General features: G+C 66.0%; 17 protein-coding genes. 7 read left to right on the forward strand and 10 right to left on the reverse strand.

From position 1 onward, the window contains the following. Positions 1–39 precede the first annotated feature (39 nt). From AC13CR_RS14470 to AC13CR_RS14495, 6 genes are all read right to left on the reverse strand, one after another. Positions 40–1080: a 4-hydroxythreonine-4-phosphate dehydrogenase PdxA gene (locus AC13CR_RS14470; protein WP_446232213.1), complete on the reverse strand. Its 1041-nt coding sequence runs from the start codon at positions 1078–1080 to the stop codon at positions 40–42. 102 nt (positions 1081–1182) lie between these two features. Next, complete coding sequence (locus AC13CR_RS14475; protein ID WP_482900859.1) at positions 1183–2901, reverse strand: dihydroxyacetone kinase family protein; 1719 nt, start codon at positions 2899–2901, stop codon at positions 1183–1185. After that, the gene (locus AC13CR_RS14480) at positions 2885–3862 is read right to left on the reverse strand and encodes a sugar phosphate isomerase/epimerase family protein (RefSeq protein WP_292978714.1); all 978 of its coding nucleotides are present in this window, start codon (positions 3860–3862) and stop codon (positions 2885–2887) included. The genes AC13CR_RS14475 and AC13CR_RS14480 overlap by 17 nt, the downstream gene beginning before the upstream one ends. Beyond that, positions 3859–5139: a TRAP transporter large permease gene (locus AC13CR_RS14485; RefSeq protein ID WP_292956557.1), complete on the reverse strand. Its 1281-nt coding sequence runs from the start codon at positions 5137–5139 to the stop codon at positions 3859–3861. Before AC13CR_RS14485 ends, AC13CR_RS14480 begins: the two co-directional genes overlap by 4 nt. Continuing rightward, a complete protein-coding gene (locus tag AC13CR_RS14490) occupies positions 5136–5699 on the reverse strand; it encodes a TRAP transporter small permease (protein ID WP_292956560.1) in 564 nt (187 codons plus the stop codon). Before AC13CR_RS14490 ends, AC13CR_RS14485 begins: the two co-directional genes overlap by 4 nt. Before the next feature lie 58 nt (positions 5700–5757). Then, entirely contained in the window at positions 5758–6738 is a 981-nt protein-coding gene (locus tag AC13CR_RS14495; RefSeq protein WP_292956563.1) for a TRAP transporter substrate-binding protein, read from the reverse strand. Positions 6739–6892: 154 nt separating this feature from the next. On the opposite strand from AC13CR_RS14495, the gene AC13CR_RS14500 reads away from it, so the two are divergent. After that, complete coding sequence (locus AC13CR_RS14500) at positions 6893–7546, forward strand: GntR family transcriptional regulator (RefSeq protein WP_292956566.1); 654 nt, start codon at positions 6893–6895, stop codon at positions 7544–7546. Between the two features lie 110 nt (positions 7547–7656). On the opposite strand, the gene AC13CR_RS14505 is transcribed toward AC13CR_RS14500, so the two are convergent. Then, complete coding sequence (locus tag AC13CR_RS14505) at positions 7657–8334, reverse strand: GntR family transcriptional regulator (protein ID WP_446232215.1); 678 nt, start codon at positions 8332–8334, stop codon at positions 7657–7659. 2 nt (positions 8335–8336) lie between these two features. After that, positions 8337–11228 (reverse strand): FAD-binding and (Fe-S)-binding domain-containing protein, encoded by a 2892-nt coding sequence (locus tag AC13CR_RS14510; RefSeq protein WP_292956572.1) that lies wholly within the window; start codon positions 11226–11228, stop codon positions 8337–8339. A gap of 110 nt (positions 11229–11338) precedes the next feature. On the opposite strand from AC13CR_RS14510, the gene AC13CR_RS14515 reads away from it, so the two are divergent. Further along, complete coding sequence (locus tag AC13CR_RS14515; protein WP_292956575.1) at positions 11339–12529, forward strand: pyridoxal-phosphate-dependent aminotransferase family protein; 1191 nt, start codon at positions 11339–11341, stop codon at positions 12527–12529. 120 nt (positions 12530–12649) lie between these two features. Here the strand turns inward: AC13CR_RS14515 and AC13CR_RS14520 are convergent, their stop codons facing one another. After that, the gene (locus AC13CR_RS14520) at positions 12650–16165 is read right to left on the reverse strand and encodes an ExeM/NucH family extracellular endonuclease (protein WP_446236668.1); all 3516 of its coding nucleotides are present in this window, start codon (positions 16163–16165) and stop codon (positions 12650–12652) included. 345 nt (positions 16166–16510) lie between these two features. On the opposite strand from AC13CR_RS14520, the gene AC13CR_RS14525 reads away from it, so the two are divergent. The 4 genes from AC13CR_RS14525 (at position 16511) to AC13CR_RS14540 (ending at position 21191) form a co-directional block, all read left to right on the forward strand. After that, positions 16511–16765 carry a hypothetical protein gene (locus AC13CR_RS14525; RefSeq protein WP_292956581.1) on the forward strand — a complete coding sequence of 85 codons (255 nt, stop codon included), beginning with the start codon at positions 16511–16513 and terminating at the stop codon, positions 16763–16765. A gap of 99 nt (positions 16766–16864) precedes the next feature. Further along, on the forward strand, positions 16865–17746 hold the full coding sequence (locus AC13CR_RS14530) for a LysR family transcriptional regulator (RefSeq protein WP_292956584.1): 882 nt from the start codon (positions 16865–16867) through the stop codon (positions 17744–17746). 264 nt (positions 17747–18010) lie between these two features. Further along, positions 18011–19639, forward strand: coding sequence for a Na/Pi cotransporter family protein (locus AC13CR_RS14535; RefSeq protein WP_446238360.1), 1629 nt, complete (start codon positions 18011–18013; stop codon positions 19637–19639). 70 nt (positions 19640–19709) lie between these two features. Then, a complete protein-coding gene (locus AC13CR_RS14540) occupies positions 19710–21191 on the forward strand; it encodes an inorganic phosphate transporter (RefSeq protein ID WP_292956587.1) in 1482 nt (493 codons plus the stop codon). Between the two features lie 136 nt (positions 21192–21327). On the opposite strand, the gene AC13CR_RS14545 is transcribed toward AC13CR_RS14540, so the two are convergent. After that, positions 21328–21780 carry an EF-hand domain-containing protein gene (locus AC13CR_RS14545; protein ID WP_446235357.1) on the reverse strand — a complete coding sequence of 151 codons (453 nt, stop codon included), beginning with the start codon at positions 21778–21780 and terminating at the stop codon, positions 21328–21330. Between the two features lie 208 nt (positions 21781–21988). Between AC13CR_RS14545 and AC13CR_RS14550 the strand changes: the two genes are divergently transcribed. Next, the gene (locus tag AC13CR_RS14550) at positions 21989–23272 is read left to right on the forward strand and encodes a cytochrome P450 (protein ID WP_482900860.1); all 1284 of its coding nucleotides are present in this window, start codon (positions 21989–21991) and stop codon (positions 23270–23272) included. The last annotated feature ends 8 nt before the right edge of the window (positions 23273–23280 follow it).

Here is a 23280-nt window from a genome sequence, read left to right on the forward strand (position 1 = left end):
AAACGGTTGGTTCGGCCTGGTCAGCGCAGGCTTCCGCCGTCAGCGTACGGGGTCGGTCGCCCAATTGTCGGCGAGGTGGCCTGTGCCGGAACGGCCGGGATTCAACCTGGCCAGCGCCAGGCCGAGCCGCGCCGCTGCCAGCGTCGCCCCAAGATCGGCCTTGCCGCGTCCGGCGATGTCGTAGGCGGTGCCATGCGCGGGGGTCACGATCGGAAAGCCGTAGCCCGCGATCAGGGTCACGCCACGATCAAAGCCCATCAGCTTCATCGCGATCTGGCCCTGGTCATGATACATCGTCAGCACCGCATCGAATTCGCCCCGCGTCGCCCGCACGAACACTGTGTCCGACGGTATCGGACCGGCGACATCCAGCCCCTCGGCCCGCGCCGCCTCGATGGCGGGGGCGATGATATCCTCGTCCTCTTCGCCGAAATTGCCTCCGTCGCCCGCATGGGGGTTCAGCGCGGCGACGCCGATGCGCGGGGCCGGCTTTCCGGCGCCCTCCATCACCGTGACGGTCAGGCGGATGCTGGACAGGATGCGCTCGGCGCTGAGGCTGGCCGCAACCTCGCGCAGCGGAATATGAGAGGTGACGCGGGCGTTCCACACCTCTTCCAGCACGTTGAATTCGCGCCCGCTGCGATCCGCCCCCAGCGTCGCGTCGATAAAACCGATCTCATCGACATAGGCGGGCCGCGCCAGTCGCATCGAATGCTTGTTGAAGGGCGTGAACATCGCCGCATCCGCCACGCCCGCCTGCGCCAGACGCAGGGCCGCGGCGAAATTCTGCAGCGAGGCCGCCCCGGCCCCTTGGCTCGAGCGCCCCAGCGTCAGATCGCCCGGCGGACAATTCCCCAGATCGACCATGACCTTTCCCGCGGGCAGTCGATCGGGCAGGTCCGCCGCCGCGACAGTCGGCAGATCAAGGTCGAGGCCCCCGTGCCGCGCGCCCAAGCCCAGCAGCCGCGCGTCGCCCAGCACGATCACGTCCCGATCCCGCATGTCCTGGTGGGTCAACAGTTTCGCGGCCAGTTCCGGCCCCACGCCCCCCGCATCTCCGATCGCCAATGCCAGCCGCATCTTCGGCCCCTTCTCATGTTGACGCGCGTTTCACCGCGCGCGGATGTCGTCTTCGCAGGGGCCGCCACGGGCGCCGGCCCGATCCCTGTCTTTCCGTCGCTGTCAGACTTGCCGACGGCGGGTCGAAAGCCGGTCCGCGACGACCCTTGCACACAGCGCCAGCGAGGTTGCGCCCGCGTCGGGATGACCCAGGCTGCGTTCGGCCAGCGGACGCGCGCGGCCCAGCCTTGGGCGCAGCTTCGCAGTGCCCTCGGCGGCAAGGGTTGCGCGGTCCGCCGCCTTCGACCATGCTTGGGCAAGGTCCAGCCCTGCCGTGATGCCGGCGCCCAAAGCCTCGACGAAGGGCACCATGGCGTCGACCAGCGTCTTGTCGCCCGGCCGGGCCCCGCCCAGATCGGTGATCGCCGTCAGCGCGGCCTCGGCGCCCCGGCCCACATCGGCCGCGCGGGCCGCATCCGCATCGCCAAGGGCAGAGCCCCAGGCCCGCAAGGCCACGCCCCACAGCGCCCCCGACGTGCCGCCGGCGCGATCCGCCCAGGCGTCGCCGGCAAGGCCCAGTGTCGTGGCGGCGCCGGCACCGGAAGCCGCGGCGTGGCGCGCGGCGCTGGCCGCGGCCCGCGACCCGCGCGCCATGCCCTGCCCGTGATCGCCGTCGCCGGCCTGCGCGTCGATGCGGCCCAGCATTTCTTCCGCTTCGGCCAGAGACGCAGCCAGCGCCTCGATCAGGTCGGCTATGCAGACGGCCGTGCCCCGCGATGCGGTCCCGCCCTGCGGAATCTCGCGCATAATGTCGGCGACAACCGGCGCCTCGGCACGACGCGGTTCGACCGCGCCCTTGCGAAAGGCCGGGGCGTCGGCCGGGGCGCGCCACAGCCGTTCCAGATCATCGTCCAGCCAGGTGATCGACAGCGAACAACCGGCCATGTCGAGGCTGGTCACGAATTCGCCGACCTCGGGTTCGACGATGGCCAGCCCTTCTTGCTGCATCAGGCCCGAGAGATGATGCCAGATCACGAACAGTTCTTCGTATTTGGTCGAACCCAGCCCGTTCAGGACGACGGCGACGCGCCCGTCATGCCCGTCCGGGCGTTCGGCCAGCAGCGGCGTCAGCAGCATCCGGGCCAGATCGGCCGCCGCAACCATGGCTTCGGTGCGGGTGCCGGGTTCTCCGTGGATGCCGAGGCCAAGGGCCACGAAACCGTCATCGACGGTGAACAGCGGCCCTGGTTGACCCGGCAGCGTGCAGCCGGCGAAGGCCATGCCGAACGAGACCGTGGCGGCATTCGCGGCCTGTGCCACGGAAACCACGGCGTCGATATCCATGCCTTCCTCCGCGGCCGCCCCCGCGATCTTGAAGACCGGAAGATCGCCCGCCACGCCGCGCCGCTTGTCGCGCTGATCCGCGGGGGCGCTGGCCACGTCGTCGGTGACGGCAAAGATGCGCGCGTCGATGCCCTCGTCCTGCAACCGCCGGGCGGCGGCGCCGAAATTCAGCACATCGCCCGCATAATTCCCAAAGCCCAGGATCACGCCGCCGCCACGATCGGCAGCGCGCGCCACGCCCGCCACGGCGCTGGTCGAGGGCGAGGCGAAGACGTCGCCGGCGACCGCGGCATCGGCAAGGCCGGCGCCCACATATCCCAGAAAGGCCGGGTAATGGCCGGAGCCGCCGCCGATCACCAGCGCCACCTTGCCCTCGGCGCCCGGCGCGGCCCGCACCGCGCCATGCGGCACCGCCGCCACGCGGTCGCGATTGGCCGAACAGAAACCTGCCAGCGCGGTTGCCGCGAAGTCTTCGGGGTCGTCAAAGATCCTTGTCATCGCGGCGCCTCCTCTCGGTCAGAATGTCGCGGATATAATCCCGGTTGCGTGCGCAGATCCAAAGCCCGTCGCCGCCGTAATGTTCGACCAGAAACGGGCTGTCGAAACCCAGATCCAGCGCCATGTTGATTGCCGCCCGCCAGTTGATCGTGCCGCCCAGCAACGGCGCCGGATGGCTCATGGCCCGACCGGTGGCGCTGTCTTCCATGCGGTAGTAGTTCTTGACATGCCAATAGCCCGCGAAGGGGGCGCATCGCGCGATCATCCGGGTCCAGGGCTCGACCGGGCGATGCAGGCGGACCAGATTTCCGATGTCGATGTTCAGCCTCGCGGCCGGATGATCGAGATCGGTCATGAAGCGCGCGGCGCCTTCGCCGGTGCCCAGATAGGTATCCTCATACATCTCCAGCGACAGCTGGATGCCGCTGCGCCCGGCGTGACCCGCCAGCTCGCGCACACGATCCAGCGCCAGCCGGTAGGTTTCGGGATCGGCCGGGTTGCGGGGGCCGGGCTGGGTCCAGAACCATGTCGCGTCCTGCTGCGCCCGTGTCAGCGGGCCGAACAGGCCGATACTGACCCAGCCCGCGCCCAGTTCCGCCGCCGTGTCGATGACGCGGTGGCAATAGGCCAGATTCGCGTCACCGTGATCGGGGTCGATCACGCTGCGGCGCGCGGTCGAGATGGCGGGCACAGCCAGACCAAGACCGCGGCAGATCGCCATGAACTCGGCGCGCATGGGCGCCTCCAGATCGGCAACGCGCAGCCACGAATCCGTCGGATCGACGGCGACGAAGCCTGCGGCCGCGACCTCGGACAGGCTGGCCGCCCAGGCAACGGGGCCCGCCTCCTGCACCGATCGCCCGTCCGGCAGCGTCGCGGGAAACGGGATCATCGCGGCGGCGATGGGCCAGTCCGAAGGTGACCAGCGCGGCCGGCCGGTCTGCAGGATTGCGGAGGTCATTTGATATACTCTGTCAGGGCCAGCGATACCGACGGGACATAGGTGACCAGCAGCAGGACGAAGGCCAGCACGCCGATGAAGGGCAGGTTCGTGCGCGAGGTTTCCCAGATGCCAGACCTGGCGATCGAGCAGGAGGTGATCAGGACCGATGCGACCGGCGGCGTCTGCTGGCCGATGGCAAGGTTCAGCGTCACCATGATGCCGAAATGGACCGGATCGATCCCCACGGCGTTGACCAGCGGCATGACCACGGGCACGACGAGGATGATCGCGGCCGCGCCATGCAAAAACATCCCCAGCACCAGCAGCAGCAGGTTCAGCAGCGCCAGAACGATCAGCGGATTTGTCGTCATCTGCGTGATCTGCGCCGCCAGTTGCTGTGGCACCTGCGCCTGGGTCAGAAACAGCCCCAATGCCGCCGAGGTGGCGACCAGCAGCATGACCACGCCGGTCTGGCTGACCCCTTCCAGCATCGTGCTGCGCAACCTTTTCAGGTCCAGATCGCGATAGATGAAGATGCCGATGATCAGCGCGGCAAGAACGGCCAGTCCGGCCCCCTCGGTCGCCGTCACCACGCCCGAGAAGATGCCGCCCAGAATGATGACCGGCATGGTCAGCGCCCAGAAGGCCTCTTTCAAGCTTTTCCAGACGTGACACGGATCAAAGCCCTCGGCGCGCGGCAGGTCGTAGCGGATCGCCAGGATATAGGTGACCAGCATCAAAAGCCCGCCGCCCAGGATGCCGGGAACGATACCTGCGACGAACAGCTTCAGCACCGAGGTCTCGGCGATGGCGCCGTAAAGGATCATCGGGATCGAGGGCGGAATGATGATTGCCAGCGAGGCCGAGGACGAGGTGATCGCCGCCGCCAGCGTGCGGGAATAGCCGCGTTTCTTCATCTCGGGGATGAGCACGGTGCCGGTCGCCGCCACATCGGCGACAGCCGATCCCGAAATCTCGGCGAAGACCATCGAGACGCCGATATTGACCATGCCCAGCCCGCCGCGCACGAAGCCGATCAGCGCGGTGACGAAGTTGATCAGCCGGACCGAGATGCCCGATGTGTTCATCAGGTTGCCCGCCAGGATGAACAGCGGGATCGCGATCAGCGGAAACGAGGTTGCGCCAGAATACAGCGCGATCGCCATGTCGTAGAAACGGGCGCTGCCCGAGGTCAGGTAGAAGCCGCCGACGGACACGATGCCGATGGCGATCGCGATGGGCACGTTGATCAGGATCAGCAAGATCAGGGCGGCGGTGGTCAGAAGCAGGGTCACGGCCTGTCCTCCTTGCGGGACAGGGCCTCGGCTTCCTTCTCGGCCTCGGCGATGGCATGTTCGATCTCGGCGTGTTCGCGGTCGATGCCGCGTGCCGCATCGCGGATCGCGCGCGGCATCGTCATCAGGGTGCCAAGGATCATCAGCACGGCGGAAATCGGGATGACGGATTGCACGATATCCAGCGTCAGCCATGGCAGGCTGAGCAGCGAATCGAAGGCCGCGACCCTCAGCACCGCATAGCCGTACCATGCGACAAGCGCGAAGAAGGCGACCACCAGCATTTCCGACAGGATGGCCAGCGCCACGGCAGGCCCGCGCGGCAATGCAGCGACCAGCCCTGCAAAGCCCATATGCGACCGCGTGAACACGGCATAGGTGGCGCCGAAATAGGTCAGCCATGCCAGCAGCACGCTTGCGACCTCGTCATACCACGAGGGTGACGAGCCCAGATAGCGCATGGTGGTCGAATAGACGACGGCGACGGCCAGCACGACCAACAGGACAAGGCAGATCGACTCGATCAGCCGGAGCAGGATCTTCTCTGTCTGGACAATCATGGGGTGCTCCTGCGCGAGACGGTCGGCACGACAGCCGCGCGCCGACCGCGAGGCGGTCCTACTTGGCCAGCGCCTGTGCCTTCGAGACCAGATCGGCCCCACCCGGAACCTGCTGAGCGAAAGCATCGTAGATCGGTTGCGAGGCCGCGACGAAAGCGGCCTTGTCGGCGTCGTTCACCTCGACCCCCGCCGCCTTGACCTTCTCGACCAGCGTGCCATCCGCCTTCTCGCCCTCGGCGAGCGACCAATCCTGGACCTCGTCCGCGATTTCGGACACGGCCGTTTTCACGTCGTCGGGCAGGCCCGCCCATGTCTCGGCCCCGCTGGTCAGATAAGTGGGCGAATAGACGTGGTCCGTGAGGCTGAGATATTTCTGCACCTCCTGAAAATTCGCGCCGACGATGTTGGTCAAAGGGTTTTCCTGACCGTCCATCGTTCCGGTCTGCAGGGCGACGAACACCTCGGAGAAGGCCATCGGCGTCGGGTTCGCGCCCCATTCCTTGAACATCGCGACCCGCCATTCCGACGACGGCGTGCGGATCTTCAGTCCCGCAAGATCCTCGGGGGTGTTGATCGGCCGCGTGTTGTTGGTGATCTGGCGAAAACCGTTCTCCCATGTCGAAATCAGGTGCAGGCCTTTCTCGTCAAGCTTCGGCGCCAAATCGGGTTGGATGATCTGGGCGTCGATGGCCCTCAGATGGGCCCGGTCCCGAACCAGGAACGGCATGTCGAACAATGCGAATTCCGGCAAGAAATTGGTCATGATCGACGATACCAGCGTGAACTGCACCGTGCCCAGCCGCAGCTTCTGGACCAGTTCCTTCTCGTCGCCCAGCTGGCCGTCGGCATAGAATTCGACCTTGTCGGCATCACCCAGCCGGGCCTGCAGATCCTCGGCGAACTTCGCCGCGCTGCGACCCTGCAAGCTGTTCGAGGCGGCCCCCACCGCCACGATGTAGGTCTCGGCCGCGACCGGTGCCGCGGCCATCGTCACGGCGCAAACCATCAGGCCGGCGGCGCTTTTCCGAAAGGTTTTCATGTGCTGTCTCCTCCTCCCAGAACATGCAGAACTGCATATTCGATCGATGTATTTTGTATACATGCGCAAGGTATCGACCAGCAATCCTTTTCTTGCTACACTGCGCCATGATCTCATAAGCCTTTGAAATTCAGGAAAAGGTGAAGGTTCCAGGATGACGGCCAACATCGCGATCACAAATCGTTCTCTTCACGATCAGGTCGTCAGTCGGGTGCGGGACCTGATCATCGAGGGCGTTCTGGAGCCCGGCAGCCGAATCGACGAGGCCCGTCTGATCGAGGAACTGGAGGTCTCTCGCACGCCGTTCCGCGAAGCCCTGCGCACACTCGCCGCCGAGGGGCTGGTGATCGTTCGCCCGTCGAAAGGCAGCATCGTGCGCAAGCTGACGCGCGAGGATGTCTTTTCGATGCTGGAGGTGCTGGCGCATCTTGAACGGCTGGCCGGCGAACTGGCCTGTGCGCGGGCCGGCGACGAACAGATCCAGGCGCTTGTGGATCTGCACCAGCGGATGATGGAATGTTACCGCCAGCGCGACCGTCTGCCTTATTACAAGCTGAACCAGGAATTTCACTCGCGGCTGGCCGAACTGTCGAAAAACACGACGCTGCAGGACATGCAGGCCAATATCCAGGCACGGCTGAAGCGCATCCGCTATATCGGCAACCAGAAACCGGAATCATGGGCCGGCGCGGTTGCCGATCACGAAGAGATGGTCGCGGCGTTGAAGGATCGGGACGGCAAGCGGCTTGGCGACGCCATGTCCGACCATCTCGGCCGGACGTGGGAGCGCGTCAAGGACAGCATATAGACCATGACATTGGACCCGTTATCGCTGCCCCGCCGAAACCTGCGATCCGTTCACGCCGCGTGGACGGACCGAGAGCCGGTCATGGTCCCGGGTTTGAAGATTCGGGTGCCCTAACCCTCGTCGGGCGAAGACAGCAGCCATTCGCGCAGGGTCACGCTGGTCTTTTCCATATGCTTGCGCAGGATCACCGCCAGCCGCCCGCCGTCGCGGGCCTGAAGTGCGTCCAGAATGTCCTCGTGTTCCTTCATGGCCTGATCCCAGCGTTCGCGGGTCATGTTGGCCATGTAGCGTCCGCGTCGCACCCGCGCTGCCAGGGTGCCATACTGCACCGTCAGCGTGGCGTTGCGGGCGGCCGCCAGGATCGTCTCATGGATCTGCTGGTTCAGCTTGAAATAGGCCTCAAGCTCGCGCGCCGTGTAATGGGCGAACATCCGGTCGTGCAGGGCGCGGACCTGCGCGATCTCGTCGTCGGTAATGTGCTTGCAGGCCAGTTCGCCCGCCAGCGCCTCCAGCGCGCCCATGACCGGGAACAATTCGTCCAGTTCCTCGACCGTGATGCGGCTGACCCAGGCGCCGCGATTGGGTTCCAGATTGACCAGCCCGTCGGTCGCCAGCACCTTCAGCGCCTCGCGCAGGGGCGTCCGCGAGACGCCGTAAAGCTCGCATAATTCCTTTTCGGGCACCTTGCGGCCGGGCTGCAACTCGCCCGACACGATCAGCTTTCGCAGCGATTCGGTCAGTTCCTCGTGCAGCGGGCGACGCTTCAACTGGGTCGCGGAAAGGTTCATCGTCAACGCGCCTCCTGGAGCGCAAGTTCGAAAAGCCGGGCGACGTGAATCGCCCTGCGCCCGGTCCCGTCCGCGATCTGGTGGCGGCACGAGGTGCCGTCCGCCACGATGATCGCATCCCCGGGCGCGGCGCGGATGGCGGGAAACAGGCTCAGTTCCCCCATCTGGCGCGAGATCGCCTCGGTTTCCAGTCCATAGCCGAAGGATCCGGCCATGCCGCAGCAGCTGGTCTCGATCAATTGAATATCGGTTTCGGGCAGCAAAGCCAGCGCTTTGTGGATCGCGGGCATGACATCCAACGCCTTCTGATGGCAATGGCCGTGCAGCAGGACCGGAACACCGGGCGGGCGCAGCGGCAGACTCCACCGCCCGGCCTCGTGTTCGGCGGCAACATATTCCTCGAACATCAGCGCGGCGCCGGCGATCTGTGCCGTGTCGTCGCCCGGCAGCATCGCGGGAATTTCGTCGCGCAGCGTCAGCAGGCTGGACGGCTCCAGCCCGACGATGCTGCGCCCGGCACGGATATGGGGCAACAGCGCGTCGATCAGTCGGCGGGCCTCGGTCCGGGCCTCGTCGACCAGTCCGGCCGACAGCAGCGTGCGGCCACATTGCAGCGGCGGTCCGCCATCCAGCGGCCGGGCCACCGTCACGCGCCTGCCGGCCGCGTTCAGAACCCGGACCGCGGCACGCAGGTTCTCGGGCTCGAACCAGCGATTGAACGGATCGGCGAACAGCACGATATCGGCATCCGCCCCTTGCGCCTCGGCATCGCGGAAGGGGCGAGCGGACCAGTGGGGCAGGGCGCGCGCGGCGGAAAAGCCGGTCGGCCGCTGCATCAGCCGCGCCAGCAGCGGCAGGCGGTTGCGCAGGTTCATCAGCCAGTGCAGCCGCGCGGCCACCGGCGCATAGCGCGGCAGATAGGCCACCAGCCGGTCATGCAGCGTCAGACCGTTGCTGCGGGCGCGGGCGGCGAGAACCTCGATCTTCATGCGGGCCATGTCAACGCCGGTCGGGCATTCGCGCTTGCAGCCCTTGCAGGACACGCACAGGGCCAGCGTATCGGCCATCGCGTCCGATGTCAGCGCATCGGGGCCAAGCTGGCCCGAGATCGCCAGCCGCAGCGTGTTGGCCCGACCGCGAGTCACGTCGCGTTCGTGACGGGTGACGCGATAGGACGGACACATCGTCCCGCCCGCCAGCTTGCGGCAGGCGCCGTTGTTGTTGCACATCTCGACCGCGCCCTGAAACCCGCCGCCGGCGCCGGGCCATGCCGACCAGTCGAATTCGGTCTTCAGCGGCGCCACCGTATAGCCGGGCGTAAAGCGGAACAGGCGGCGGTCATCCATCTTCGGCGCATCGACGATCTTGCCGGGATTGAAGCGGCGATCCGGGTCGAACCGGTCCTTGACCTCGCGGAACAGCGTGGTGATTTCGGTCCCGAACATGCGCTCGTGAAATTCCGACCGCACGATCCCGTCGCCATGTTCGCCCGAATGCGACCCCTTGTATTTCGATACCAGCGCAAAGGCTTCCTCGGCGATCGCGCGCATCCGTTTGACATCGGCGTCCAGTTTCAGGTTCAGCACCGGCCGCACATGCAGGCAGCCGACCGAGGCATGGGCATACCACGTTCCCCTGGTGCCGTGGCGTTCGAAGACCGCGCTCAGCTCGCGCGTGTATTCCGCCAGATCGGGCAGTTCGACGGCGCAATCCTCGACGAAGGAGACGGGCTTGCCCTCTTGCTTCATCGACATCATGATGTTCAGCCCGGATTTGCGGACCTCGGCGATCTGGCCCTGAAGGCGCTGGTCGGCGATCGGGACCACGCCGCCCCAGCCCTTGCCCTCGGCGCGCCAGTCAAAGCCCAGATCGGCCATGCGTTCGTCCAGCAGCCGCAGCTTTTCGGCATTGGCGGCGGCGTCGCCTTCGTCGAATTCGACCAGCAGCAGGGCGGCGGGATCGCCCTTGACGAATTGCTCGATGGTGGGACGGAACATCGGGATCTGCCGTGACAGGCCGATCATCGTGTTGTCCACCAGCTCGACCGATAGCGGGTTCAGCGCAACCAGATGCTGGGTGGCGTCCATCGCCTGATAGAAGCTGGGGAAATGGCACACGCCCAGCACGCGCTGGCCAACCAGCGGCCACAACTTCAGTTCGATCCGGGTGAAATAGGCCAGCGTGCCCTCGCTGCCGACCAGCAGGTGGGACAGGTTGACGGGTCGGTTCTTGGGCACCAGTGCATCGATGTTGTAGCCGCCGACCCGCCGGGTCAGTTTCGGAATCCGCGCCTCGATCAGCGCCGCATGGTCGCGACCCATCGCCAGAAGCGGATCCACCAGCGCGTCGGACGGCCCGCCCCTCGGCCCGACCGGCCCGAACTGCGCCAGGGTGCCGTCGGCCATGATCGCCTCGATCGAGATCACGTTGTCGCGCATCGTGCCGTATCGCAGCGACCGCCCGCCGCAGGAATTGTTGGCCGCCATCCCGCCGATCGTGGCGCGCGATGCGGTCGAGACATCGACCGGAAACCACAGCCCGTGCGGTTTCAGCGCCCGGTTCAGATCGTCCAGAACGATGCCCGGTTCCACCACGACGCGGCGGTTCGCGGGATCCAGTTCCAGGATGCGGTTGAAATGCACCGAATTGTCGAGGATCAGCCCCGAATTGATCGTCTGCCCGCATTGCGAGGTGCCGCCGCCGCGTCCGGTGACCGGCACATCGGCATCGCGGGCGACGGCCAGCGCGGCCTCGACATCCGCAAACCCGCGCGGGATCGCCACGCCCTGCGGCATGATCTGGTAGAAGGACGCATCGGTGGAATAGCGGCCGCGCGAAAACGTGTCGAACAGGATTTCGCCCGAAAACTCCCTGCGCAGCGCCTGATCCAGCATGGGCGACCCTTTCGACTTGGTTATTGACTTCGGGCTACCCGAATTGGATACATAATGCAAAATTAAAAAGGCATTTGGAAGCGGCAGGATGCCGCGAAGGGAGAAAACGCATGTCACATCGCGCAGGACGCCATTTTCTGCAGATTCCGGGCCCCAGCCCGGTCCCCGACCGCGTGTTGCGCGCGATTTCCGCCCAGGTGATCGACCATCGCGGCCCCGATTTCGCCGCTGTCGGACAGGCGGCGCTGGAGGGAATGAAATGGGTATTCAAGACCGCACAGGATGTCGTCATCTATCCATGTTCGGGCACCGGCGCATGGGAGGCGGCCCTGGTCAATGTCCTGGCCAAAGGCGACCGGGTGCTGATGTATGAAACCGGTCATTTCGCCGCGATGTGGAAGAAGATGGCCGAAAAACTGGGCCTGCGCCCCGAATTCATCGAGGGCGACTGGCGCGGCGGCGCCGATCCCGAGGCGATCGAGGCGCATCTGCGCAGGGACAAGGCGCACGAGATCAAGGCCGTCTGCGTCGTCCACAACGAGACCTCGACGGGCTCGGTCTCGCCGATCGCGCAGGTGCGGGCGGCCATCGACGCGGCGGGGCATCCGGCGCTGCTGATGGTCGATACGATCTCGGGGCTGGCCTCGATCGATTTCCGCTTTGACGAATGGGGCGTCGACGTGGCGGTGTCGGGTTCGCAGAAGGGGCTGATGCTGCCGCCGGGCATCGCCTTCAACGCGGTCAGCGCCAGGGCGATGGCAGTGTCCGAGACGGGCGGGATGCCACGATCCTACTGGGATTGGCGCGACATGAAGGCCAGCAACGCGACCGGCTATTTCCCCTATACGCCGGCGACGAACATGCTGTTCGGGCTGAACGAGGCGATCTCGATGCTGCGCGACGAAGGGCTGGAAAACGTCTTTGCCCGCCATCAACGGCACGGCGCGGCGACCCGCGCGGCGGTGCGCCACTGGGGGCTGGAGGTGCTGTGCCGCCAGCAGGGGCAGGAAAGCGGTGTGCTGACCGCCGTGATGATGCCCCAGGGCCACAGCGCCGATGCCTTCCGCAAGGTGGCGCTGAAACATTACGACATCTCGCTGGGCAACGGCTTGTCCAGGGTCGCCGACAAGGTGTTCCGGATCGGCCATCTGGGCGATTTCAACGACCTGACGCTGGCGGGAACCCTGACCGGGGTCGAACTGGGCCTGCGCAAGGCAGGGGTGCCCCATCGCGATGGCGGGGTCGAGGCCGCGATGGCGGTTCTGGACGATCTGGCGGCGCCCGGTATCGCCGCCGAATAGCACGCGCGTCCGGGGAGTTCGGGGGCGCCGCCGGGTCCCTGAACCTCGCCGGACCCGCGAACCGGAGGCCGGTATCCGCGACAGGATCCGCCCTCCGGCTGTGCCGTTTTCCGGTTCCGGTCAGACGAAATCGAAGCTGTCATCCTCGATCCGGGCCATGTCGATTCCCGCGATGTCGAAACCCAGCTTGCCCGTCGCCGACAGGACCACCTCGTCAAAGGCGGCCGCTGCCTCGTAATCGATCCGGTCGGCCGGCTTCAGCAGGATTTCGTCGACCGCCGCACCGTCGTCGTAGAAGGCAAGCCGTATCTGGCCCCTGCCGCCGAAACCCGTCAGATCCAGCGCGATTCCGGTCGCGTCGGTCAGGCGGCCGCCGTCATCCATGCTGACACGCAGCGCCTCGGGTCCGTCGATGCGGTGGGCCTCGGATTTCCAGATCCGATCCGACAGCGGCGCATAGATGCCCAGCCCCTCGCCGGCGAAAGTCAGCAGGCCGAACCTGGTTCCCTCGGCCGAGATGGAGATGTCCGAACCCTTGATGTCGAGGCCGCGGGCGATGGGTGGCACGACCTGGCGGGCGACGGTTTCGCCGTCCTCGGAATAGGAGATTCGATCGAAGAACCGCCAGCCGCCGCCGAAATCGACGCCCGTGACGACGGTCCGGACGGGCTTGTCCAGCGTCACGCCGACCAGGATCGGCTCGTGATCGGATACCGCGAAGGGATCGGCATTGTAGAAGCCGGCGTTGTTGAAGGCCGAGGAATAGGAAAAGAGATCGGGCTCGTCGGCGTTGATATGCCATTCGGCGACGCCGGTGACATTGTCCAGCAACCCCTGCGAGGCCAGCCCGTAATCCAGCGTGCCGCGCTGGCCGTCGAAGACGTAGGAATAAGCCTCCTGGCCCAGATATGCGCCGGCGAGATCGGTCAGACCGGCCTGTTTCAGCGCCTGAACCGGGTCTTCCATGGCGTAGGAATTCAGATCACCCAGCAGCAGCACGTTTTCGATGCTGCCGGCGCCGGTCGGATCGGTGGCGATCCAGCGCGTCAGCTCTGCCGCGGCCTCTTGGCGAACGCCGTTCCAGAAGCCCTGGCCGTCGCCCTGATCGAAATTCGGATCGTTGCGCAGTGCCTCGATCAGCGCGGGATCGACATCGGCCGCCATCGCCGCGTCCAGCAGGCTGTCGAGACCGCTGGCGCCCTTGGATTTGAGGTGGTTCGCGACCACCGTGATCCCGCCGCCATCCGCGGCCTCGAAACTGGCGGCCATCGAGGGGCGGTTGCGGTCGAAATCGCCGACGAAATCGCCGGTGCTTTCCTGGATCTGGCGGACGATATCCCACGTCGTCGCGGCGGTGGATTCGGTGTAATCCAGCACGGCCGAGCCTTTCAGCGCAACCTGATCGGCACGATAGATGATGCCGGTGGTGATCGCATCGGTGCCCACGAAGCCGGTGCCGGGATCGACGAAGGCCCAGACATCCGCGCCCTCGGCCCGGTTCAGCGCATCGACCAGCGTGGCGATGGCGCTGTCCTCGCCAAAGCCGTTATTCTCGATCTCCTGAAGGGCCAGGACCTCGGCATCCATCCGGGTGATCGCGGCGACCAGCTTGTCGGTCTGGCGGACCAGATCCTCGGCCGTGGTCGCACCGCGGGGGTCCAGGTCGCCGTTCGGCCCGGTGCCCGCGCCTGCCACATCCAGCGTGGTGAAATAGTTCAGCACGTTGAAGCTGGCCATCTGAAGGTCGCCGCCGACATCGGGCCGCCCGGCCGGGCGCTGACCCGTGTCCGCGATCACCTGCAGCGGCGCATCCACCTGGATGCGATAGCCGCCGTAGCGTTCATCCATGATCCCGGTGACATCGGGCAACTGGCTGCCCAGTCGCAGCGTCGGCCCCTCTGCGGTCAGCGGATCGGCCGCCGTCAGCGGCGTGCCGTCGCCGGAATCGATCATCGTGATCGTGTCGCGGTTCTGCGCGGTCGAGCTGTCGTCGATGGTCAGGCGCCCGGCGGCGTTTGCGCGGGCCAGCGCCTCGATCTCGGCGGCCTGGGTCTGGGCGTCGTAGATCTGCGTCGGCTGGACCAGATTGCCCTCGGCCACCTGGATCTCGCCAAAGCGGTCGAGATTGAAGTTCGTGACCACCGTCAGCGGATCCTCCGAGCCGGTGACAAGCTGGACCCGCATCCCCTCATAGGCCTCGAAACCGGCGCTCATCCCCAGCGTGATCAGGGTGACGGCGGGCAGCGGAACGCCGGTTTGCAGCACCGCGAGGTCGCGGACATTGCTCAGTTCGGTCAGGCCCGAGAATTCCGACACATCCGCCGTCAGCCGAAGCTGCTGACCCACCGCGACCGGCTGGCCGGAATAGACATAGATTCCCTCCGAGGTCGCGGCGTCGCCGTCGCTGTCGCCGTCTTCCTCTTGCAGATAATAGCCGACCTGCGCGCCGGCGGCGTTGGTGATGATACCGGTTACGACCGCCTCGACGGTGACCTCCGCGCCGGGCATTCCGGTGGCTGCACCGCTGCCCTGAATGGCTGAAATCCGCGTGATCGTGGTGTCGTCGTCTTCGACCGCGACGCTCAGATCCGCGATCGTCAGCCCGTCATAGGCCGGATCGGCGCTGGCGACGGTGAAACCCAACGCCCCGAAATGGGTCGCGGCCTCGTCGATGGTGTCGTCGACGGCGCGCACGATCACCTCGACCGGGTCGGTGCCGCCGAGGATCGCGGTTGCGGAGGCGCCGAAGGTCCTGCCGTCCAGGCTGATCTCGCCTTGCCCGTCCGCTGCCTCGATGGTGACCTCGACCGGCGCCGCGGGCATGGTCGCCAGTTCCAGCGTGAAGCTGTCGGTGGTGGGTCCGGCTTCGGATACCGACAGCCCATCGCCCGCCCGCGCGATCACGGCCGGGCCGGCATTGCCGCCCGAGGTGCCGATGACGCGGAAATCGTCCACCGCGAAATCCTCGTCGCCCGCGTCCAGGCTGGCGGTGAAGCGCAGGTCCATGACGCTGCCGGTGCCGGCGATGGCGGCGGTGAATTGCTGGAAGGCGTCGGCCAGCACGGCGCCGTCGCCGCTGCCGTCCAGATCGGTGTCCTGCCGGAAATTGCCGTTGAAGCTGCCCGAGGTGAAGTCCGAGCCGACGAAAGCCAGCAAAGTCTGCCACGCTCCGCCGTCGATGCGCGCCTGCACCATCAGCAGATCGCCCGCGTCGATATCGCCCGGAGTGTCGAAGAACTCCGCGAATCTGCCCTGGAAGGTCAGATCCGACAGGCCGGAAATGTCGATGCCGGACCATTCCGCGGTGATCGGCAGCACAGCCCCTTCGCCGTCCAGATCCATCCCGGTCAGGTGGCTGCCATCGGCCCCGGCATAGGTCTTCAGCGCCGAAGGCGTCGGGTCCGTGCCGAAATCGGCGACGGTTCCGGCAATGCCGAAGTAATCGCCCAAGCCATCCGAAAAGAACGGCGCCGAGGTGGAAAAGCCCGCGCCGCTGTCAAAGGTCTCGTTCAGCGCGACCACTTGGGCCGCGGCGGCCGCGTCGCCGAAAGCACCGGCGAATTCCGCCGCCAGCGCCGCGTCGCGGCTGCCGATAGGGTCGGCGTCGAAATCTTTTTCGTGAGGTATGGTGGCCATGCGTCTTTTCCCTGTCAGCCCATCGGTTGCCCGCGCAGGCCGAACGCTAGCAGTTCTGTGCAACCGTCTCGTGACGCGGCAGGCCGGCAGCCCGATCTCCGCGGCCGGTCCGGCCATGCGCGAGAGACCGAGCTTATGGCTCGCCGTGCGGATGGCAACATCTTTCGCATCCCAACCAGCGGTTGTCCGCGCCCCCGCCCCGGGGCGCCATCGGCCCGCCGCGGGATTGTGCAGGAATGTCGAACACAGAGCGCGACCGATCGGGCCTAATTCCGCGGACGGGAGAGGCCTATCTGATCTGGCAGAGGACGCGGAAGATGCCGCGCCAATCGAAAGGACATGACCATGAAAAAATTCTTTGTTGCATTGATCGCCGCCACCCTGGCAACCGGCGCCGCACAGGCCGCCAATATCGGTCAGAACGAACGTCCGGGCTCGGCCGCCAGCCCCGCCCAGGCCGTCCAGACCGCCGAGGTCAAGGCCGACGAGGTGCTGTCGTCGCGCGAACTCAGCCATCGCGGGATTCCCGACGACACGATCCTGACCGTCACCAGCTTCCCCACTTCGGACGCAGCGCCGGTCGGCAACAGCGACCGCTGATCGCCGTTTCAGACGGATCCAGGGCCGCCCTTGCCGATGCAGGGGCGGCTTTCTACATGTCTGCCTCGACCATGTGGCAATCGGGGGCAGAACAAGATCATGGACATCGCCATCCTGCGCACATTCGTCGCGATCATCGACGAGGGCAGCTTTGCCGCCGCGGCGCGGCGGATGTCGATCTCCAAAAGCCTGTGCAGCAAGCATGTCTCTGATCTGGAGGCGGATCTGGGCGCGCGGCTGCTGCACCGGACCACGCGATCGGTGACGCCGACCGCCGCCGGTCAGTGCTATGCCAACCGCGTCCGCGACGTTCTGGCCCGGCTCGACGAGGCCAGCGAGGCCGTGCGCGCCCTGTCGGATCATCCCGTCGGTCCGCTGAAGATCGGCTCTCCCATCGTGTATACGCTGAACGTGTTGCGGCCGCATCTGCTGCGCTTCATCGAGAGCAATCCCCATGTGCAACTGGAGGTGATGCTGGACGACGGCCGGTCCGACATCATCGCGGGCGGATTCGATGCGGTCATCCGGATCGGCCATCTTCCGGATTCCGCCCTGACCGCGCGCAAGCTTCACGAGGCCAGGATCGTGATGGTCGCGTCGCCAGGCTATGTCGCCGAACATGGCGCGCCCGAGGTTCCGGCAGATCTGACCCGGCACCGCTGCCTGCACTACTCGAACCTGCCCGGCAGCGGCACCTGGCCGCTGCAACAGGGCAAGGTCCTGATCCACCAGCGGGTCCGGATCGCCTTTGCTTCCAACAACAGCGAATTGCTGCGAATGATGGCGATCGAGGGGCGGGGAATCGCGTTGCTGCCGCTGTTCGCACTTGGCGACGAACTGGAAACCGGGGCGCTGGTGCCGCTGATGCCTGATCATGCCCTGCCCGATGTTCCCGTTTCGCTGGTCTATCCTTCGCGCCGGTTGCTGACCGCTGCGATGCGCAGCTTCCTGGATTTCACCGCGTCGCTGCGGCTGGTCTAGCGGCAAGCGCGGGTCCGGCCGTCTTCGGTCGCATGGCGCCGCGGTTCCGGCCGCTGATCCCGTGGGCACGATACCGGCGTGGTGCCGGCACGACCCGAACCGGTCCGCCGCTATCCTGCGGTCGGGATCAATCCGTCCGAAACTGCGCCAGGCCATCCGGCGTTGATTGCGTATGCCGCGCGAAACGGCGACACTTGCTGCCGGACGGGCCGTTCGCCGCGTTTCGGCGCCGACCGGCCGGTCCGAAGGAAAGGTTTCGTGCAGATGGATTCGTTCATCGTCTTCTTCCGGCTTGCCGGCGCGGTCGCCTTGCTGCTGTTCGCGCTGCGGCTGGTGGGCAAGGGGATGACCGACGCCTTCGGCGTGCGGCTGAAGATGGTGCTGGGACTGGGCACGCGCACCGGCCCGCGCGCCTTCTTCTCTGGCCTCGTCGCCACGCTGGCGCTGCAATCCTCGACGGCGACCGCGCTGATGACCGCATCCTTCGTCGAACGCGATCTGGTGCGCGGACGCATGGCGCAGATCGCCCTTCTGGGCGCGAATGTCGGCACCGCCCTGACTGCCTGGATCGTGGCCACGGGGATCGAGGCCCTGTCGCCGCTGCTGTTGCTGATCGGCTATGTGATGCGGCGGCAGAGATTGCCGGCCATTTCGGGCACGGGTCTTGCACTGATCGGCGTCGGGCTGATGCTGTTGTCGCTGACGCTGCTGAACAATGCGACCTCACCGCTGCGCGATTCTCCGACGATGGGCGCCTTCCTGACGATGCTGGACGGTGCCTGGCCCGTGGCCGTGGTCATCGCGGCGGCTCTTGCGGCGGTCTGCGCCTCGTCGCTGGCGGCGATCATGCTGATCCTGACACTGGGGCTGTCGCCCGGCCTGACCGTCGCGATGGTGCTGGGGGCCAATCTGGGCGGCGCGATCCCGCCGGTACTGGCGACGCTGGCATCGCGGACAGCCGCCCGGCGCGTGACCGCCGGAAACCTTGTCGTGCGCGCCCTGGGCTGCGTGGCGATCCTGCCCTTCGCGGGTCCGGTCGGCAGGGCGCTGGAACGCCTGCCGCTGCCACAGACCGGCCTTGCGGTCGAGGCGCATCTGCTGCTGAATATCGCCCTGGCGGCGGTGATCTGGCCGTTCAGCGGCCTGATCTGGTCCGCCGTCAGCCGTCTGCTGCCGGACAAGCCGGAGGGGGACGCCGACCGCACGCGATGGCTGACCGAGGCCGCGCTGGAAACCCCGGCGCTGGCGCTGGCGGGCGCCAGCCGCGAGGCCCTGGCGATCGGCGACATTGTCCAGCGGATGCTGGTCCAGACACATAACGCCTTTTCGACCAGCGACACGGCACCGCTGGCCGAGGTCAAGGCGCTGGACGATCGCGTCGATCGCCGGCAGCAGGAGGTCAAGACCTATCTCAGCCGCCTGGGGCAAAACGCGACCGAACAAGAGCGGCGTCGATCGCTCAACATCATCGATTACGTGGTCAACCTCGAACATGTCGGCGACATCATCGACCGGAATCTCGCGGCGGAATTGCGCAAACGCTCCGGTCTTGGCCTGCGATTCTCCGATGCGGGCTACAAGGAACTGGAATCGCTGTTCCTTCTGACACTGGAAAATCTTTCTACCGCGCAGACCGTCTTCATGACCGGCGATCGCGCGCTGGCGCGGCAATTGATGGAGGTCAAGGTCGATATCCGCAACATGGAGCGGCAATCGGCGCAGCGGCATCTGATCCGCCTGCGTGAGGGCCACGAGCAGAGCCGGCAGACCTCGTCGCTGCATCTGGACATCCTGCGCGACCTCAAGCGGATCAACGCCCATCTCGTCGCCGTGGCCCATCCGATCCTCGACGAAGAGGGCCTGCTGATCGACAGCCGACTCAAGACCGGCTGAGGCGGTGCGACAAGCTTGATCTGGCCCGCAAAGCCCCCTAGGCAGCCCGCGACAACCGGAAAGGCACGGCATGGCCGACAAGGATTTCGAAGCGCGCCACCTCGAGACACTGGACCGCGATCTGGGCCGGTTCTCGAATCTGGAACTGGCTACGGCCTATGTCGCGCGCCCGCTTGTCGGGCCCGGTATCGCGCTGGTCTTCATCATGCTGGCCGGACTGGCCGCAGCACTGTTTCTGGGCCAGTCCAGTCAGGGCCTGATCGTGGTGCTGGCGGCGGTCTTCGGCGCCTATATGGCGCTGAATATCGGGGCCAACGACGTCGCAAACAACATGGGCCCCGCGGTCGGTGCCAATGCCCTGACCATGGGCGGCGCGATCATCATCGCCGCCATTTTCGAAAGCGCCGGTGCGCTGATCGCGGGCGGCGATGTCGTTTCGACCATCGCAAAGGGCATCATCGCCCCCGAGGTGCTGGGCGATACCACGATCTTCATCTGGGCCATGATGGCGGCGCTGCTGTCCTCGGCGCTCTGGGTGAACCTGGCCACCTGGATCGGCGCGCCGGTCTCGACCACGCATTCCGTCGTCGGCGGCGTCATGGGCGCGGGCATCGCCGCCGCCGGTTTTGCCGCCGTAAACTGGATGCTGGTCGGCACGATTGCGGCAAGCTGGGTCATCTCGCCCTTGCTGGGCGGGCTGATCGCGGCCGCGTTCCTGTGGTTCATCGAGGCCCGGATCATCCACCAGCCCGACAAGGTTGCGGCCGCACGCCGCTGGGTGCCCGGCCTTGTCGGCATCATGGCCGGCACCTTTGCCGCCTACCTGGCGCTGAAAGGGCTGAAACATCTGTTCGACGTGTCGCTGGGTCTTTCGATCGTGATCGGGCTGGCCATCGGGATCGTGACCTGGCTGGCGATGATCCCGGTGATCGCCCGCCAGTCGCGGGGCCTCGAGAACCGCAACAAGTCGCTGAAGGTCCTGTTCGCGATCCCGCTGGTCGTCTCGGCCGCGCTGCTCAGTTTCGCGCATGGAGCCAATGACGTGGCCAATGCCGTCGGTCCCTTGGCCGCGATCGTGCAGACCGTCGCCTCGGGCAGCGTCGGGCAGTCGTTCACCATTCCCATCTGGGTCATGCTGATCGGCGCCTTCGGAATCAGCTTCGGGCTGTTCCTGTTCGGCCCCAAACTGATCCGCATGGTGGGCAGCGAGATCACCAGGCTGAATCCGATGCGGGCCTATTGCGTGGCGCTGTCGGCCGCGATTACCGTCATCATCGCCAGCTGGCTGGGTCTGCCGGTCAGTTCGACCCATATCGCGGTGGGCGCGGTCTTCGGCGTGGGCTTCTTTCGCGAATGGGATGCGGAACGCCGCGCCCGGATCGCACGGCTGGCCGTGGACGCGCCGCTGGTCAACCCCGAGGAACGGCGTCGTCGCAAGCTGGTTCGCCGGGCGCATGTTCTGACCATCGGTGCCGCCTGGGTGGTGACGGTTCCCGCCGCGGCCCTGCTGTCGGCGATCATCTTCTACGTGATGCGCACCATCAACGGCTGATATGTTGGCGGTGCCCGCGACATTCTTCGCGGTCGCCGCCGAAACCGATCAGCGCCCGCGTCATGTCCGCGGGCGCCGAAATTGCCGAAGGCCGGAAAAGGTCGCTGATGCGTTTTCCCGTGCGTGATCCGGAACCCTAGTTGGATTTCTGATCCGTCGCGCCGCCATTCATGCCGTCGCCCATCATGCCGCCGCCCATCATGAAGTCCCGGATTTCCTTGGGGCTCACCTGACCGTTGCCATCTGCATCCGCCATCTTGAACATCCGTTCGTGGACGGCCTGAACCTCTTCAAGGGACAGCGAACCATCACCGTTCGTGTCCATCATGGCGACGACCATCGCGGGCATCATCGAGGCGCCCATGTGACCCTTCTTGCCGGAGCGATCCTTCTTGCCGGACCAGTCCTTCTTGCCGGACCAGTCCTTGTCCGCGCCATCCCCGGACATGCCGTCCTGGCCTGCCATGCCGTCCATCTGCTGATCGCCCGGCGTCACCGTGTCGGAAGCGCCGGCACTGTGCTGGCTGGCCTGCGCGCCGACTGCGGCGAGGGCGAAAAGCGCGGCGTATATCCCGGTTGTCATTTTCATCGTGTGGATCCTCTTTCTTCGGAAACGTCTGCCCTTCAACGAACCGCAACCGATCCGGTTCTTCGCAAAAGCGGATCGGGCGGTCATAGATCCGTGAACCGCACCGGCATTTCCGCGTTTCGACAAGGGCGCACCGGTCCAGGGCCGGCCGGCCATGTCTCGCGCAGGGAAAAGCCTGCGAAGCAACCGGATCAGAGGAGGGCGACCAATGCCACGAATCCCGTCCGACGGCCAACTTGACAGCACCCTTGCGCTGTTGGCGAACCCTTACTTTTTCATCGCGGAAAGATGTCGCAGGCTTGAAACCGATCTTTTCGAGACCCGCATCCTGCTGGGCAGAACGATCTGCATGACCGGCCCGGCCGCGGCCGAGCTGTTCTACCGGAACGAACAACTCGTGCGGAAAGACGCCATGCCTGCACGGATCCAGAAAACCCTTCTGGGCGAAGGCGGTGTCCAGGGACTGGATGGCGAAGCACATCGGCACAGGAAGCGGATGTTCATGTCTCTCATGACATCCGCACGGATAGGCGCGCTTCGCGACAGGATGCGGCAACTTCTGGACGCCCGTGCGAATGACTGGGAGGGGATGGACAGGGTTGTTCTCTATGACGAGACCAGAGAAATCCTTGCAAAAGCGGTCTGTGCATGGGCCGGGGTTCCGTTGCCGCCGGCGGATGTCGCGCGACGGACCCGGCAACTGACCGGGCTTTTCCAGAATGCCGGTTCGGTCGGGCCGAGGCACTGGCGGGCGCGCCTGTCCAGGCATCGCCTTCAACGCTGGGCCTCGCGGATGGTCGGACAGGTGCGCGACGGCAGCCTTGAGCCGCAAGAGGAAAGCGCCCTCCACGTCATCGCGACATGGCGCGACCCCGACGGCGCCTTGCTGCGCCCTGCCGTGGCCGCGGTGGAATTGCTGAATGTGCTGCGTCCGACCGTGGCGGTCTCGGTGTTCATGACCAGCGCCGCGCACGCGTTACATGAACATGGCGACTGGCAGCACAAACTTCGCGAGGACCAGGGCAATCTGGAGCCGTTCGTGCAGGAAGTTCGGCGCTTCTACCCCTTTTTTCCTGCCGTCGCGGCTTGGTCCACAAAGGATTTCCGGTGGCGCGATTATCATTTTCCCCAGGGGCGCAGGATATTGCTTGACCTTACCGGGACGAATTCCGACCCCCGAACATGGGACGCGCCCGGTGAATTCCGCCCGGATCGCTTTCAGCATTGGAACGGCAATGCCTTCACGTTCATTCCGCAGGGCGGCGGCAGCCATGATACCGGTCACCGCTGCCCGGGCGAATGGATCGCGATCGAGCTGATGAAGGCGTTTTGCGATTTCCTTGTCGGTTCGATCACCTACGACCTGCCCGATCAGGATTTGTCGATCGACCTGTCAAGCCTGCCCGCCTTGCCGAAGAGCCGCGTCGTGATAAGCCGCATCAGACGGCGGACATCTCTGCGCCACGACCGGATCGAAGTTCCCGCTGATTGAGGACCGCC

The organism is Paracoccus sp. L-17, assembly GCF_056857655.1.

What these genes read in the sequence shown, in the direction of transcription:
- AC13CR_RS14480 (WP_292978714.1), bottom strand. Translation starts at nt 3,862, where the DNA reads ATGACCTCCGCAATCCTGCAGACCGGCCGGCCGCGCTGGTCACCTTCG.
- AC13CR_RS14510 (WP_292956572.1), bottom strand. Translation starts at nt 11,228, where the DNA reads ATGCTGGATCAGGCGCTGCGCAGGGAGTTTTCGGGCGAAATCCTGTTC.
- AC13CR_RS14525 (WP_292956581.1), top strand. Translation starts at nt 16,511, where the DNA reads ATGAAAAAATTCTTTGTTGCATTGATCGCCGCCACCCTGGCAACCGGC.
- AC13CR_RS14540 (WP_292956587.1), top strand. Translation starts at nt 19,710, where the DNA reads ATGGCCGACAAGGATTTCGAAGCGCGCCACCTCGAGACACTGGACCGC.
- AC13CR_RS14490 (WP_292956560.1), bottom strand. Translation starts at nt 5,699, where the DNA reads ATGATTGTCCAGACAGAGAAGATCCTGCTCCGGCTGATCGAGTCGATC.
- AC13CR_RS14545 (WP_446235357.1), bottom strand. Translation starts at nt 21,780, where the DNA reads ATGAAAATGACAACCGGGATATACGCCGCGCTTTTCGCCCTCGCCGCA.
- AC13CR_RS14475 (WP_482900859.1), bottom strand. Translation starts at nt 2,901, where the DNA reads ATGACAAGGATCTTTGACGACCCCGAAGACTTCGCGGCAACCGCGCTG.
- AC13CR_RS14495 (WP_292956563.1), bottom strand. Translation starts at nt 6,738, where the DNA reads ATGAAAACCTTTCGGAAAAGCGCCGCCGGCCTGATGGTTTGCGCCGTG.
- AC13CR_RS14550 (WP_482900860.1), top strand. Translation starts at nt 21,989, where the DNA reads ATGCCACGAATCCCGTCCGACGGCCAACTTGACAGCACCCTTGCGCTG.
- AC13CR_RS14470 (WP_446232213.1), bottom strand. Translation starts at nt 1,080, where the DNA reads ATGCGGCTGGCATTGGCGATCGGAGATGCGGGGGGCGTGGGGCCGGAA.
- AC13CR_RS14530 (WP_292956584.1), top strand. Translation starts at nt 16,865, where the DNA reads ATGGACATCGCCATCCTGCGCACATTCGTCGCGATCATCGACGAGGGC.
- AC13CR_RS14500 (WP_292956566.1), top strand. Translation starts at nt 6,893, where the DNA reads ATGACGGCCAACATCGCGATCACAAATCGTTCTCTTCACGATCAGGTC.
- AC13CR_RS14520 (WP_446236668.1), bottom strand. Translation starts at nt 16,165, where the DNA reads ATGGCCACCATACCTCACGAAAAAGATTTCGACGCCGACCCTATCGGC.
- AC13CR_RS14505 (WP_446232215.1), bottom strand. Translation starts at nt 8,334, where the DNA reads ATGAACCTTTCCGCGACCCAGTTGAAGCGTCGCCCGCTGCACGAGGAA.
- AC13CR_RS14515 (WP_292956575.1), top strand. Translation starts at nt 11,339, where the DNA reads ATGTCACATCGCGCAGGACGCCATTTTCTGCAGATTCCGGGCCCCAGC.
- AC13CR_RS14535 (WP_446238360.1), top strand. Translation starts at nt 18,011, where the DNA reads ATGGATTCGTTCATCGTCTTCTTCCGGCTTGCCGGCGCGGTCGCCTTG.